This window comes from Vibrio sp. S/42/10 (assembly GCF_029890535.1).
Taxonomy (GTDB): Bacteria; Pseudomonadota; Gammaproteobacteria; order Enterobacterales; family Vibrionaceae; genus Vibrio; species Vibrio cyclitrophicus.
The window spans coordinates 133,254-148,232 of record NZ_JAKMZC010000013.1 but is presented as its reverse complement, the minus strand read 5'-3'; the positions used below and the strand labels follow the sequence as shown (position 1 = coordinate 148,232).

The 14,979-nt window shown below is 44.6% G+C and carries 15 protein-coding genes, 1 pseudogene and 1 riboswitch; of the genes and pseudogenes, 4 read left to right on the top strand and 12 right to left on the bottom strand.

The window, feature by feature from the left end:
- A partial coding sequence (locus L8S15_RS15230) for an IS3 family transposase (RefSeq protein WP_137409013.1) occupies positions 1–96 on the top strand: 96 nt, incomplete at its 5' end.
- Positions 97–198: 102 nt separating this feature from the next.
- On the opposite strand, the gene thiM is transcribed toward L8S15_RS15230, so the two are convergent.
- The 11 genes from thiM to L8S15_RS15175 form a co-directional block, all read right to left on the bottom strand.
- A complete protein-coding gene (gene thiM / locus L8S15_RS15225; protein ID WP_010430518.1) occupies positions 199–984 on the bottom strand; it encodes a hydroxyethylthiazole kinase in 786 nt (261 codons plus the stop codon).
- A 3-nt stretch (positions 985–987) separates the two neighbouring features.
- Positions 988–1,683 carry a thiaminase II gene (tenA, locus tag L8S15_RS15220; RefSeq protein ID WP_010430520.1) on the bottom strand — a complete coding sequence of 232 codons (696 nt, stop codon included), beginning with the start codon at positions 1,681–1,683 and terminating at the stop codon, positions 988–990.
- Positions 1,684–1,691: 8 nt separating this feature from the next.
- A complete protein-coding gene (locus L8S15_RS15215) occupies positions 1,692–2,648 on the bottom strand; it encodes an ABC transporter substrate-binding protein (protein WP_010430522.1) in 957 nt (318 codons plus the stop codon).
- 120 nt (positions 2,649–2,768) lie between these two features.
- Positions 2,769–3,560, bottom strand: a complete 792-nt coding sequence (locus L8S15_RS15210) for an ABC transporter permease (protein ID WP_162299033.1) — start codon at positions 3,558–3,560, stop codon at positions 2,769–2,771.
- Between the two features lie 46 nt (positions 3,561–3,606).
- Positions 3,607–4,371 (bottom strand): ABC transporter ATP-binding protein, encoded by a 765-nt coding sequence (locus tag L8S15_RS15205; protein ID WP_010430526.1) that lies wholly within the window; start codon positions 4,369–4,371, stop codon positions 3,607–3,609.
- Positions 4,361–5,254, bottom strand: coding sequence for a bifunctional hydroxymethylpyrimidine kinase/phosphomethylpyrimidine kinase (gene thiD / locus L8S15_RS15200; RefSeq protein ID WP_010430528.1), 894 nt, complete (start codon positions 5,252–5,254; stop codon positions 4,361–4,363). The genes L8S15_RS15205 and thiD overlap by 11 nt, the downstream gene beginning before the upstream one ends.
- A 96-nt stretch (positions 5,255–5,350) precedes the next feature.
- Positions 5,351–5,462: riboswitch (TPP riboswitch) on the bottom strand.
- Between the two features lie 98 nt (positions 5,463–5,560).
- Positions 5,561–6,478, bottom strand: a complete 918-nt coding sequence (locus L8S15_RS15195) for an EamA family transporter (RefSeq protein ID WP_280573963.1) — start codon at positions 6,476–6,478, stop codon at positions 5,561–5,563.
- 85 nt (positions 6,479–6,563) lie between these two features.
- The gene (locus tag L8S15_RS15190) at positions 6,564–7,292 is read right to left on the bottom strand and encodes an AraC family transcriptional regulator (protein ID WP_010430533.1); all 729 of its coding nucleotides are present in this window, start codon (positions 7,290–7,292) and stop codon (positions 6,564–6,566) included.
- A 174-nt stretch (positions 7,293–7,466) separates the two neighbouring features.
- Entirely contained in the window at positions 7,467–8,495 is a 1,029-nt protein-coding gene (locus L8S15_RS15185) for a DUF4382 domain-containing protein (protein ID WP_280573961.1), read from the bottom strand.
- A gap of 423 nt (positions 8,496–8,918) precedes the next feature.
- Complete coding sequence (locus tag L8S15_RS15180) at positions 8,919–9,170, bottom strand: DUF2999 family protein (RefSeq protein ID WP_009844829.1); 252 nt, start codon at positions 9,168–9,170, stop codon at positions 8,919–8,921.
- A 115-nt stretch (positions 9,171–9,285) separates the two neighbouring features.
- A complete protein-coding gene (locus L8S15_RS15175; RefSeq protein ID WP_280573959.1) occupies positions 9,286–10,383 on the bottom strand; it encodes an ElyC/SanA/YdcF family protein in 1,098 nt (365 codons plus the stop codon).
- A gap of 482 nt (positions 10,384–10,865) precedes the next feature.
- Between L8S15_RS15175 and L8S15_RS15170 the strand changes: the two genes are divergently transcribed.
- Entirely contained in the window at positions 10,866–11,540 is a 675-nt protein-coding gene (locus L8S15_RS15170; RefSeq protein WP_010430545.1) for a glutathione S-transferase family protein, read from the top strand.
- Between the two features lie 613 nt (positions 11,541–12,153).
- Positions 12,154–13,197, top strand: coding sequence for an AraC family transcriptional regulator (locus L8S15_RS15165; RefSeq protein ID WP_016789466.1), 1,044 nt, complete (start codon positions 12,154–12,156; stop codon positions 13,195–13,197).
- On the opposite strand, the gene L8S15_RS15160 is transcribed toward L8S15_RS15165, so the two are convergent.
- Positions 13,175–14,086, bottom strand: coding sequence for an alpha/beta hydrolase (locus L8S15_RS15160; RefSeq protein WP_016789465.1), 912 nt, complete (start codon positions 14,084–14,086; stop codon positions 13,175–13,177). The genes L8S15_RS15165 and L8S15_RS15160 overlap by 23 nt on opposite strands.
- A gap of 517 nt (positions 14,087–14,603) precedes the next feature.
- Here L8S15_RS15160 and L8S15_RS15155 point away from each other — a divergent pair.
- A pseudogene (locus L8S15_RS15155) lies at positions 14,604–14,744 on the top strand (ABC transporter substrate-binding protein); the annotation flags it as partial.
- Positions 14,745–14,979: the final 235 nt, after the last annotated feature.

The window sequence follows — 14,979 nt, the reverse complement described above, 5'->3', positions numbered from 1 at the left end:
GAATACATCGAGTACTACAATACCAAACGTATAAAAGTGAAACTAAAAGGCCTGACTCCGATAGAATATCGAACTCAGGCCTTGAAAGCCGCTTAACAGAAATGTCCAACTTTACGGGGTCACTTCAATCGGGGGCTTTTCTTTATCTAAAGAGTTTTAAGTTAGGCTTCTAACTTGTGGCTTACAGTTAGATTAACCCTACTGAATCTTCAAACGTTGAATCAGAGTCTCTTCGTCTAACTGATATAGCTCATCAAGCAAGTTCATTTGTAAGCTACCCGGGCCGCGTGAGTTTTCAGCCGCGATTTCACCAACCACGCCCAATATCGCCGCAGCCGCTAAACCACTGTCATCACCAACAGCAGCAAATGCGCCCGTCAAGGCCGTTAAGGTACAGCCCATGCCCGTTACAAACGGCATCATTGGATGACCATTGTTTAACATCACAACACTGTCTTTGGTGACAACGTAATCTGTCTCACCAGAAATTACCACATTTGCACCGTATTCAGCCACTAAGCACTGTGCAGCGCCTAATGCGGCATCACTGCTATCCAGCGCATCAACGCCTTTGCTCTGTGCTTGCTCACCCGCTAGCGCAATGATCTCAGACGCGTTACCACGAATGATTAGCTTATTGGCTAAACGTGCAATTTCACGAGAAGTCTCGGTACGCAGCGTACTTGCGCCACAACCTACAGGGTCAAGGACCACAACCTTGTTGTTCGCATTCGCTTGTTCAACCGCGAAGCGCATTCTTGGCGTCCAAACACTATCAAGCGTGCCGATGTTAATCACCAAAGCGCCAGAGAATGACATCATCTCAGCCAGTTCTTGCTGTGAGTGCGCCATGATAGGTGAAGCACCAATCGCCAATAAAGCATTCGCCGTATTGTTCATCACGACGTAGTTGGTGATGTTCACAACCAATGGTTTTTGCTCTCGTACTGCGCGCAGTGATTGGATGATTTGTTCAGTTAGCATGGATTAATCCTTATTCGTGAAAGCCGCTGTTGAGTCATTAAGTGCATTCAGACCTTGCTGCCAGAAAGCCACTTCCATACGCGTTGCCGTTTTAAAGATATGAACGATACTTTGACCACGCTCGCTGTTGATATCAATTTCAGCAAGCAGCTGATTAAAGTACTCCGCGCCTGTAGCCACACCTGATTGGAACTCTTCGCCGCCATACAGTTGCAGCCAGCTTGCGTATGGGTTACCTTCCCAAACGGTATCGCTGCTTTCTAACAGCGCTTTACCGATCACAGCGTAACCAATTGAACACGGAGCCAGTGCCGCATAAAGATCGACAAGATCACCCGTCATACCCGCGTCTAGAACGTAGCGTGTGTAAGCGACTGTGCCGAAATCTTCAGGTTCGTTTTCTAGGTCAGATTCCGTTAAGCCCCACTGACCACAGTAAGTCACGTGGTGAGATATTTCAGAATCTAGCAGAGCATGAACACTTGGCAATGCACGGCGCATATCAGCCAAGGTTTTCGCCTTGTAAATCGCCAACGCATAAGCGCGAGCATATTGCTTCAAGAACAGAAAATCTTGTTTCAAATAATGCAGGAAACACGGCTGAGCGAGTGTGCCGTTCGCCAGCGTTTTAACAAAATCATGCTCTGTGTAGTCTTGCCAATCTTGATGACAGGCTTGGATTAAGTCTTGGTATTTCATAAGATTCCTTAGTCAAAAGTCGGTACGTAGTCAGCGGCTTTTGGTAGTGATTTGATAATGCCTTTGTCGAACATGAACTGTGCGTAATCGTCGTAACGTTTCAGGTCAACCGCTGAAGGGCGAAGTGCAAAACGAGTCAGCGTGTCGTTCCATGCGCGTTGGTTAAGCTCGTTGTTCAGCGTATCAGGTGAATACGCAACAAACTCGCTCCATGACTCTTGTGGGTGGTTCACAATGTAAGTGGTTGCTTGTTCCAATGCTTTGTTGAACGCTTTGATCGCTTCATCATCATGTTGCTTTGCGTTCGCAACAAAGATAAGCTCATCGTAAGCAGGAACACCGTGCTCTTCTGGGAAGAATGCTTTTGCTTTAAAGCCTTCAAGAGCTAACTGGTTGGTCTCGAAGTTACGTAAGCCACCCCAGATTGCATCTACCTTCCCTGATGCCAATGAAGACGACAGTGCCCAACCAACATTGATGGTTTGCACGTCTGTAAACTCAACGCTTTCTTGAGCCAGCATGGTGCCAATAGTCGCTTCTTCGTTACCAGCAATCGCAATACCAATCTTCTTGCCTTTCAGATCCGCTAGCGTATCGTTCTTGCCGTTATCCAATACCATTAGTGTATTTAGTGGCGTCGCGATAAGGGTTGATGCACGAACTAAAGGAAGACCCGCTGCCACATCCATGGTTAAACTTGGTTGGTAAGTTACCGCTAAATCGACCTTACCTGCCGCGACCAATTTTGCTGGTGTGCTTGGGTCTGCTGGCTCTTGAATTTCAACATCTAGACCTTGGTCAGCAAAGTAGCCACGCTCTTGAGCGATCACAATCGGGCCATGGTTCGGGTTCACAAACCAGTCCAACATCAGTGTCAGTTTCTTTTGTTCAGAGTCCGCTAGAGCATGACCTGACACTAGCGAAGCAAGCAGTGCCACTGCACCTACCAATTTGGTGTTTTTCATAGTTAACCTTTCCTTTTGAATATTATTATTGTGTTTATAGAGCTAGTTTTTAACGACGTTTTGTTTAGATAAATAGCGTTGAGCGAAGCCTTATTAAACAAAGTGTTATTGATCAAGCCATCACTGGTTCTCCCAAGGGATGGCTTTTTTGAGTAACTTATCTGTGATGAAATAGAGCGAGATAGACAGCACCGCCAAGATAAATAAGGCCGCAAACATCTCATCAATGATCATGCGCGCATTGGCTTGTAGCATTAAGTAACCTAAACCTTCACTGGAGCCTACCCACTCACCGACGACTGCGCCTATTGGGGCTATCACCACCGCTACACGAATGCCAGACGCCAATGTTGGCAATGCAGCAGGAAGTTGGATATAGCGGAGCAATTGCCATTTCGATGCACCCATCGTCTTAGCAAGATCAAGATAACCTGTCGGTGTATTACGCAGACCGTCGTAACAGCAAGTGGTCACAGGGAAGAAGATAATGATCGCCGCCATCACCACTTTTGAAGCGATGCCATAGCCAAGCCAAAGCATAAGTACTGGCGCAATCGCAAATACAGGAATCGCTTGGCTAGCAATCAAGATAGGCAATAGCCAACGCTTCAACGGGTCAAACATCAACATCTGCAAGGCGAAAAACAGCCCCATGGATAAACCGAGCAATAGACCAAGTAAGATCTCTTGCGCAGTCACCCAAGTGTGTTTGAGTAACACATCGTAGCGTTCAATCAGCTTGAGGGAGACTTCTGCGGGAGCTGGCAGAATGAAGCTTGGCATCTCGAATATAATTACCACCATTTGCCACAAACCAAGAATCACAGCACTGCTAATAAGCAAACGCATAACAGGATTCATCTGGCGAGGACGCGCTGTGCTAGCCTGCGCGTTAGTTGAACTTTCTTCCATTGAGTTTTCTATCTTGGAGCTATCAGTAGCTTCACTTCGAGTTAGTTCATTCATAATCACGCTCCAACTGTTCTAAGATCGCTTGTTGTAGCTCGGCACACTCACCATCTAACACTCGTGGCGTTGACGTGTGAGGCACAGATAAAGAGTGAGCACTCGCAGGCGTGCCTTGCAACACATACAAGTTATCCGCCAGACGCACCGCTTCTTGTGGATCATGAGTGATCAACACAACGGTTTTACCCCTTAACAGTTCACACGCTAAACTTTGCAGCTTGTGTCTCGTTACCGCATCCAGCGCAGAGAAAGGCTCATCCATCAGCACGACTGGCTTGTCTTGCATTAAGGTTCGAGCCAAAGCAACACGCTGACGCATACCACCAGACAATTGATCCGGCATAGCATCCGCGTAATCAGCCAGACCAACAGAAATCAGTAGCTCTAACGCCTGATTTTTATGCTCGATATTTTTATGCTTATCTGCGGAATTTTGAAAGCGATGGCTCAAACACACGTTGTCGATAACCGATAGCCATGGCAGTAACAAATCTTGCTGCGCCATGTAAGCGATGCGCTCCGTTAAAGGCAATTCATCAGACGTTGCCAATGTGCCCTGCCATTCCACCTTGTCGTCCAACAAGCCTGCCAGATAACGCAATACCGTGGTTTTTCCGCAGCCACTGCGACCAAGTAACACTGTCCACTTGCCTGCTTTTAAGCTCAATGACAGTCCAGATAAGGTCGCGTGCTCGCTATCTCGGTAACGCAGAGTCGCATTACTGAGTTGAACGCCAATCGTATTAACGGACATTACCGTGCCCAACGAAGAAGTGATTTACAGGGCCGTGACCTTGACCAACTTGAAGTTCGTCGGCGTGAGCAATTGCTCGTGAAATGTATTGTTTACCTAGGTCGACAGCCTCTGGAAGTTTGTTGCCTTGAGCCAAGAAAGAAGCAATAGCAGAAGAGAGCGTGCAGCCCGTTCCATGAGTGTTTTTGGTAGGAAAACGCTTCGCGCTAATCAGAGCAGATGTGGTTGGCAGAATCAGTAAGTCGTTACTGTTTTCATCTTTCTCCAGGTGGCCGCCTTTCAAGAGAACCGCTTTAGCACCTAGTGCGCGTAAATCTTCAATCATGCCCTGCATTTCAGCTTCGCTTTCAGGTACCGGCTTGCCTGTTAACGCCGCGCCTTCAGGCAAATTAGGCGTAATGATGTCTGCCAGCGGAATCAGCTCTTGTTTCAGTGTAGTAATGGCTGAGTTTTCTAAAAGAAGATCACCACTGGTTGCGACCATTACAGGGTCAATCACTAAGTGTTTAGGTTGGTACTGCTTAATTTTATCAGCGACGACTTTGATGATTTGCGAATCGGCCAACATGCCGACTTTTACTGCCACGATATTGAGATCAGTAAAAACCGCATCTAACTGGCTAGCAACATGGTCGAGTGGAATAGGCAAAATGGCGGAAACGCCTTGGGTATTCTGAGAGGTAATTGCGGTAATTACCGAACAAGCGAAGCTACCCGTTGCAGACATGGCTTTAATATCAGCTTGGATCCCTGCACCGCCGCCGCTGTCTGAGCCTGCGATCGTCAATACAATCGGAGTGTTTGTTCGAATCGAACCATCAGCAGAGTGCTGTGAAACTGAGGCTTTTAGCGTTAAATCTTTTGAATTAGAACTGTGTGTCATTGTCGCTCCTACTATCTTACAAGACGTAGGAGAACGAACACCGATCGAAGGAGAAGTCGCAATAAACACATGAAAGTTTTCATGGGTGCAGACGCAGATCAAGTGCTTATAGTTCCCTACGCCAGTGTTAACTGAATCAGGTTCAACGGGTCTCGATTAACGATCTCAGCAAACACCAAATAAGGTATATGCCCCCCGACTATTGATAGCGATAGTAACAGCACTCTCACAACTGAGATACTGATTTTATTCAATTATAAGAATTACACATGAAAAAATTTCAATTAGGCAAAACAAAACAAATACTTATAACGTTCCTTTAGATGGCTTCGACTGTATAAACAAGCACAACACAATCAGAGACATACCTAACCAGCCTATAAAAGGAATCAGCTCACCGACAACACAGACGGCAAGCACCGCTGCAACTACTGGTTCAAACAGAGTCAGCAGATTGGCGCTACTCGCGGTCACGTGGCGTAAACCAAAACTGAACGCGATATAGCCCAAGCATTGTGGGATTAACGTCAGATAACTGATGACTAATACGTTAATCTGCGAGGAAAACAGGTTCTCCCCCGTAAACCAGAGCGTTGGCAGCAACAGCATCGCACCCAGGCCAAAAATACTGCCCATCGCCGCTTGTGACTTAATCCCTTTGTCGATAAGTGCTTTGGTCGCCCAAGAATAAATGGCGTAACACAACCCAGCGAGCAAACCTAAAGCAATACCGAACAGCTTGAGATCATCACCGGATTCATTCGTCGATGAAGATTCTGAAAACACCAACAACCCAATACCCACCACACCAATCGCAAAGCTAGTGAGCCAACGTTTGTTGATATTATTCTTTTTGCTAATAAGACACTCTAACAGAGCAGAAAAGAAAGGTGCGGTAGCAATCGAAACCACTGTACCAATCGCCACGCCAGATAATTTCATTGAAGAATAGAAAGCTAAAGGATAGATCGCTAAAGCCAAAGCGCTCACTGCCAACAACTTCTTGTTCTGCAAAAGCTTGTCGAAAGCGAATAGGATTTTTCGATACGCTAAGCCCGCTTGCATTAGGCCGCCGACACCCATAGAGAAAGCACCAATCGCTAATGGGCTTAGATCAGGCGCAAAACTTGCGGCGGTGCCTGTCGTGCCCCATAAAATGGAAGCAAACAAGATGGCTAAAGTGCCCATTTGGAATTCGTTAACGCGATTGATGGCAAGATTCATTTCTATTACCCAATTTTCAGTTCTGAAATAGATAATAGTGAAGATTGATAAAAGTTAGTTTGCCGAAAGGACGCTATTGTTGTTTCTAAAGACTGTCTTTCATTGAGCCTAGAAACGCCCTTGGAGACATTCCAAAGTGCTGAGAGAAGCGACGACTAAAAGCAGAAACATCACTATAACCCACATTTTCGGCTATCAATTGAACAGGTAAATCGGTGTGGGTTAACAAGGCTTGAGCTTTCTCCATACGATATCGAGTAATGTATTTAAGCGCACTGATACCCAAGCACTCTTTGAAGCGTTTTTTGAATTGAGTAGGGCTCAAACAGGCCGTTTCTGCAAGTTGTGATATGGATAACGGTTGCGTGTAGTTATCCGCTATCAGCCTTTGTACCGCACGGATTCTTGGGTCGATGCTCTTGCTCACTTGTTGTTGCTCTAACAGCAGTGAAAACACATCCAAGATGGATGACTCAATACCGCTATCGACCTGATATTCCAGCTGCTTCTCAACAAACAACAAGAAGCTCATCAAAGGTGGCGTTATCGTGAAAACCGAGAGCTCGTGCTCTAACAAATGCTGAGGCAACACAGCCATATCCGCGACAATAAACCGCGCTGCTTCGTCCGCTTTAAACGCATGTGCTGTGGTTACCGGAATCACCACACATTCGCCCACCGCCACTTTACCGACATACCTCACCATTTCGATATTAATACTGCCTTGGATCGGTAATACCAGTTGATGATGGTCATCATGAGCATGGGTATTAAATTGCTTGGTGTAAGATCGAATGCTTAAGCTAGATTTCATGAGCAACGCCGGAGTACATTTCGCTAGGTTAAAGTAAGAGATACAAAGTTACATTATCACTTCCCTAGAGTCACACTCAATGATCATCAAATTCATGCTAACTAGGTGACATGATCAAAAACGGCCTCTAAATGAGAGGCCGTTTTTATTCGAATGCTTAATCACGTCAAAGATTTAAAACGATACTTGGTTATCCTGACCAACCACTACCTGAACACTATTTTGAACTTCATAAATGTCAAAACCATCAGCAACCGGACCAGCATTGTCTTCATCACTGTCGTGTTGCGCGGTACAGGTATAACCCAATGAGTAAGTACCTGGATCAATAAATCCCAGAGAGAACTCATAGTTAGTCTGTGCTTCATTCATTGCCACTGATGCTGAAGTAATCGGCTTCACCTCATCGGAACCGCCAATAGGCGCCATGTCAGCTTTGTCGACATTACCTTCATACAAGTACACCGACTGAACATAAGTATTATCATTTGTAGGGTTACAAGCTGCAAAAGTGGTACTCGAAACAGTACCTTCAATGTTTCCTGTCTCAACCGTATTGATAAGGCTTACAGACGTTCTTTGAATAGTGTAATCAGGGAAAGTCGAACTGTTCTTTAGGCCACGTCGAAGATCGAACTCGACAACAAAATCGTTACTCTGTTGGTTCACATTAAATGAATCATTAAAGTAAAGCACGCCAGCGTTATCTTCTTTACCAACACCTTGCGGGCACGTGCCATTACCTTTCACCGTTAACTCACGAATCGAGTCATCGTTTTCTACAACATAAGATGGATGTGTCGGGTGATCGCCATCATTCGCAAACACACATAGTTTATAGCTACCTACTGGAACTACCTCGTTTTCAATCAAAGGAAGTGCATCGCTTCCTTGGTAATCCAATAAATTGACACTTAATGGAATAGGATCTTCACCGTCTGGCAACGGGTCGCCATTTTCATCAACGTAATCACCGTTTTCGCCCGTCTTATACACGTCATACACTAGCGTTGTACCTCCCTGAATCGGAAGTAAAGCTACCTTGCTGAATGTCACCGTCACATCTTTAACATCATCGACGGGCGCATCACTCACACTCAAGGTCATGGGTGTCGTACTGCTTGATGATCCTGAGTCTCCGCCACAACCAACAAGCCCGGCCAACACAAGGCTAGCTAAAGCCGTTTCCTTTAAATATTTCATAACTCATTTCCTATAAAATCACTGCTCAATAAAGGGCTTATTTGAGTGCCCTCTTGTTCTTTATCTTGTTGTGACCCATAAATAAACAGCGCTATTGTTTGATGTTTATGTCCCTACTATTCAGGGCATTCCTCATCCAAAAAACACTGTTCATCAAGGTGCACATATCAAGTCGCACATAGGTTAATTAAGTCTAGTAAGTAAATTGTCAGTAGCAACGCATGTTTGGCAAAGGTGCTGTCAATTGTGTTGAAATAGTCGTTAAGTAGAAAATGGGAGGCAGGGATTGAAAGCAACTTGATCAAAGTGAATAATCGCCACCAAGATCAAAAAAGGCCGTTAAGATAGCCTGTTGCTGAACTTAAACGACCTTTTCATTGAATTTTGATTAAGCTAATTCGATCTTAGCTCATTCAAATTGACTTATTTTTGAAGTTGTTCTTTAGCCGCTTCAACCTTAGAGAAATCTAGGCCAAGCTCTTCAACGGCTTCTTTGATTAGCGCAGGGTTTTGCATTACCTGACCCATCAGCATTTGAAGTTTATCTTGTGGTAAGCCAAGTTGGCTGATTGTCGCCATTGCTGCAAGAGGGTTCTCTGTCAGCGTCTTGAATATCTCGCTGATTTGCTCATCGCTAATATTGTTCTCTTTCAACATTGCTAAAATCGGGTTCATCACTTTACCTTTGAAACACTAAAATTAATAGAGCGCCAGTTTACCACCTAGCGCCTCTCGATAGTACCAGCAAGTTGTGCTTTGCTTAACCCAAGTTATTGCTTAGATTTTAGGCTTAACGCGACTCTAGCGGATAAGAGCGGTAACTCCACATGCCATAGGTTCTTAGAGCATCACGATAAATACCTAACAGTTCGCCACTGCTTGCATTTTTAAGACTTTCTAATGGCTTGTCTGGGTAAGCAACCGTATCAAATGTAATTCCTTGAGGGCCAGTTTGCCAGCTCGCAATTTCAAACAAAGTTTGACCACGACGAACATGGCTTGCCGAGCTAATAATGGTCGCATGATTAATATTATGACGAGCAAGCGCATAGCTACTGAACAAAGCATTCCCTACCGTGCTAGTCGCATAGTTCTCTTCAATGATACGATCTTTACTCACCCCTTTTGAAATAAGCCAATTCGCCATCAACTTGCCTTCTGTCTTGTGGTTCTTAGGCACGCCACCCGTTAGCACAATCATCGCATCCGGGTTGGCTTTAGACATTGCCAATGTGGTTTCAAGACGTTCAATCAAGATCTCATGCATTGAACCATCTGGGTTCAGCGCGTAACCCAAAGTAACTATCGCGCCGTGATCGCTCAGTAGCCCTTTATCTGCTGATTCTTTCAACGGTGTATCTAAAACGCGATCGACCGTAGCAAAGATACGTTTGATGTCTTCGGCTTTGCCTTTGTTCAGGCTCTCAAGCTTCTGCATATGCTTGTTGGATTCACTATCATTACCATCGAATCTTTGCCAAACCGCAAGGTAAGCATGAAGATCGACATCGTCTGGCGCAACCGTCAACGCTTGCTCAAACAACTCAATAGCGCGCTCTGCATTCTTGTTGTAGATCTGAGCGTTCGCTGCCGAAATCAGCAAGTCAGTGCGGTAAGGTTCTAACTGGTAAGCTTCTAACAACCGGTTAGTCACAATTTCCATGTTGCTTGGCATTTTAGCCGTGAAGCCAGCGTGAGAAATTCTTGCTGGAGACTTAAACGCTTGCAACGCATCAAGAAGTAGTTGGTCGACAACTTGTCGCTTAGTCACCAACTGCGCGTAATCCGCAGAAGCTTGTACTGCGCCATCGTTAGCAGCAAAAGAATAAGGAGTTGCGCCAAAAGCCAGCATGCCACCAAGAGCGAGGGCGATAATGTTCTTTTTCATGGAAAGATCCTGTGTCGTTAAGTGTTCACATCAGATTTGCTCCCCAATGTAAGCCCCTAGTATTAAAAAACCGTGAAGCACACCAGAATCTACAGCGTTAATATTCCTTGGTTGCATAAGATGTGGCTGCAGATCACGATTTTATGTGCCTAAACACGCTCGCCAATCTAACAAGTTGTTGTATAACAATGATGTTACTGACTATTTTCGAATATCTAGCTTCAAACTCACACGCCTCCCCCACCATAATCGACAATTACATTTAGACTGACGACCAACATGAAAGCTCACATTTAAACACATACTTTCAGATATTTAAGATTCTCAACCGCCAATAGGTTCACGCTAGCTTCTGCCCACTAACTGAAATTCAAACACCGCTCGTTTAAAAAAACAGGCCCTTTTTCACACAATTTAAAATCAATTATTGAACGATCGTTCAAGTGATGTTTTAATGGACGTCCAATACAAGGAGTTACCCCATGCTTAAGTTCTATTTTCACCAAACACCCAATCCAATGAAGATCGCTCTGTTTCTAGAAGAGACAGGCCTAGATTTTGAACTCGTTCCAGTTGATACCTTAAAAGGCGAGCAACACACACCGGAATATCGCTTAATAAATCCAAATGGCAAAACGCCAGCGATTGAAGATGACGGACAACGTGTATTCGACTCTAACGCTATCCTTCTTTACCTATCAGAGAAAACTGGCAAGCTAGCGGGGCAACCAGAAGACAGAGCAGAACTTCTATCTTGGATGATGTTCATCGCGAGCGGTCTTGGTCCATACTCTGGCCAATCGGTACACTTCCGTCATGCTGCCCCTGCAGGCCTAGACTACGCCGTGAACCGTTATCTACGTGAAGCACAACGTCACTACGAAGTGTTAGAAAAGCATATGGAAGGTCGTGAGTTTTTCGTCGGAAATGAGTACACCATTGTCGATGTCGCGGCATGGGGTTGGATTGATAAAGCACCGTTCGTGCTTGGTGAAGAAGGCCTAGAACCTTACCCGAACTTAAAGCGCTGGTTTGATGCAATCAACAGTCGCCCTGCCGCACTGCGCGCTCGCGAGATTGGTAAAGGCATTGAGTTTAAAACCGAACGTGATGAAGAAGCGAAACGAGCACTGTTTCCTTCGAATTATGCGAAGTAGAAAAATTGATAGTTAACACTCTTCTAAGTGATAGCTAAAACTCAAACATAAAGAGCCGCTAAAAAGCGGCTCTTTATGTTGAAAAGTCACAAGTTGATATTTTGTGTGGATTGATACCAAGGTTCAACATTCGTAACTATCCACTTCTCTCAAACACATTTCTGGACAAAAATCATTTTCGGGAAATTGAACATTAGCGTATCATGAATAACTAAAGGTATGGCAAATAGCAAAACTGACGTGACGGTCGTACCAGATTACATGTAGAAACCTCTGCCTTTCGAAGTCCGCCCTCGCTTTGAGAAAATCATCAAGGCTGCGACCGTTCTAGAGCAGATCGCACAATTTACTTAAATAGAGGCTCGGGCTTGTTCAACACTTGGGATTTAACGTTAGCTACGCAACGCTTAACCCTTATTCGTTGGTCCCCCCAGACAAACGCAGTCCCTAACCCTAATTGAATAGAGGACATAGTCCGATTTTTGAGAGATTACTTTATAATCTCAATCAGCTAACATATTGTGAACTTACCATTTTTTAGAAGCACTCTAGATTGATAGACGAGGAATATTGCGATATTAGTTAGCTATGACTTAAAATTTTGGTAACACTCATGGCAGATAACTCTATCGATAAATCCGTTTCATTCGCCTCTGTCATTGAATTAGTCAATGCCTATTCACTGTTGCCTGCCGCTTTGCGTGAACAGGTAGAAGCATCTAATCACTTTGATGGTATAATGCTGGAGGCTATTCAAAACAGCGCTAAGCTAACGTTGTCGGCTCGACTTCCAGAAAGCCAAATGGTTGCCTTATGGTCACTACTCGAACAGCACCATCCATCGCCCGAAATTGGACTCATCATTGGGCAAACTATATCTCCTAAATCAAAAGGTGTACTCGCAAGTTGGGTAAGCCAATGCGCGACGTTAAGAGATGCATTTAACACCTTCCAAAGTAATATTTTTCTGATGAATGCTTCGGAGTGTTGGCAAGTGGATGACGATGGACAGCAGTGCCGCTTAACCCTCTCCATTGAATCACGCCATGATTACCCTAGAGCCGCCATTGAACGCAGCATGAGTGCGATGGTGGCATGGGCAAGAATGCTGAGTGCCCAGCCCTTCCCACTAACCAAAGCTAAGTTTGGGTATTTAACTCCGCACTATGTGGATAAATATCAACCCGCCTTTGGAGAAATCATTGAATTTAACAGTGCTTATCACCAGTTGATATTTGAGTCGAAATGGCTCAACCTTCCCATTGCGACAAGTAGTGAGTATCTGAAAACGATGATGGCAAAAACCGCACAAAGTCATCTTGAGACACTAACGAAAACCCAACCTCTCCAGCAGCAAGTCAGGACCATAGTAGCAAACGCACTAGAAAATGGAGAACTGCTCAGCGTAGACAAAGTTGCGCAGCAATTACACTTCAGCCGACAAACGCTCTACCGCAAACTGGTAAAAGAGCATACCTCCTTCCAGAGTCTTCTTGATGATACTAGAAAACAGCTAGCAGTCCGTTGGCTAACTCAAACCCCGCCTCCAAGCCTTACCGAGTTGAGCTATCGTCTTGGTTTTAAAGATACCAGCAGCTTCTACAAAGCGTTCAAGCGCTGGCACCAGGTTACTCCTAAGGCTTACCTCTCGAGATAAACTGTTTAAATGCCTCTGCTGATCGCTCTGGGACCTCTTCCATCGGTAAGTGTCCAACATCGTCATACACAACAGCATAAGAGCCCCGAATATCACGCTCAAATCTTCTCGCATTTTCAGCTGGAAAATAACGGTCTTCCTTCCCCCAAAGAATAAGCGTCGGCTTAGCAATTTGTGTTATCTTTTCCGAGTCCTCATCCAGCGATGCCTTGACGCGACGTGTGAATCCCTGTCGGTTTTGTTGGTAGGTAGTCAGTTCGTAGTAACGATCAATCAACACCGCACCCACAAGTTGCGGGTCGAAGTAAACTTCTTTAAGCCCATCTTCGAATATAAACCTTGGAGTGACATGTTCCATTATTTTATCGATGACGGGCCACTGGGCCATCTCAATGCCTGGCGGCCACGATTCTTGCGGATAACCTAACGCATTTATCAACGTAAGGGTTATAACCTGCTCTGGATGTTGCAAACCGTACTCCCACACTATGCGTCCTCCTAAAGAGCTACCTACAAAATGTGCCTGTTCGATGTCGAGCTCTCTCGTAAATGCGTTCAAAAAGGCAATATCGTCAGCGATTTCGTACTGGTTTTGAGGCTGATGCCCAGTCAAGCCAAAACCCGGCAAGTCCATACGTACGACGCGGTAGTCTTGTTTGAGGATTTGCGTCCATTGCTCCCACGCGTGAAGTGACGACGAAGTGCCATGCAATAAAATCACCACCTCACCCTGTCCTTCATCTCGGTAATGCACACGTTTACCTTCAATAGTGGCAAATTTAGAAGCGTGATTTGTGTATTTCTGTTCAATAGCTTGTGAGCTATTTTGTGCGCCACACCCTTGTAGCAAAATGACCAAAGCCATCATTGGTGCCACATTCCAATTCATACTTTCCTCTCCCTATTTACTGCGTTTTCCATTCTAGAAACTTGAGTGTAGAGGCTATGGTGGTGAGAAATAGGTCTTAAGGTTGCAATATAGTGTTTTTAGGGCTTATTTGACTTTAGTGAGGGAACAAGAACGAAGGAGGTGAAAGGAAAGAGTGATTTAGCACACAGACCAAGCCATGCCGGCTTGGTCTGTTCTCGTCTAGTTAGCTGACCTTTGAAGCATCTGATAATGTTTTGCCTGTTCACACTTAAAATTGAGCATGATCCTACCCTATTTCATCGTATTAGATTTAGTATGGAAAAAGTCTGTGAGCAGGATATGAATGAGTGAAAGGCCTACCAAATAATGGGGCACTTTTGAGTTAGTAAATGCCACGTGTAAAAATTCTGGTCTATGAAGCCTCTGGTCAAAACTGAGTCAGTGATTTTGCTAAATTAACTGTGCCACCACAATCCAACAAATAGGCTGAAAATAGTTCGATTGGCGCTGATACATAATAGGACAAGGACTATCATTTACCGGCCCTAAATTTACAGACGAGAAATGGTTTGGTAAAGGTATTGGCGTCGCTGTTAGAAAGCAAGATAACGAATTGAAAGATCTTATCGATAGCGGGCTACAAAGGCTAATTGACAATGGTCAACACCTAAAATAGCGAGCAAATACTTTTTGTGCAGCATATTACGAATGCTGTTCACTTTATAAGGCTATTTACCCATAAAATAGATTCTTTGCAAAGCCACTAAATAAGTTACCTGTTATTTTTCTCATACTGAAATAAAAACAGATTCACTCCGTTCTATTTACCTATAAGTTAGTGTGCAATTTTAAGTGAACAAACAGAATGAGTCATAGGGATCAGTTCTTAAATTAAACAAACGGTGGTGCAA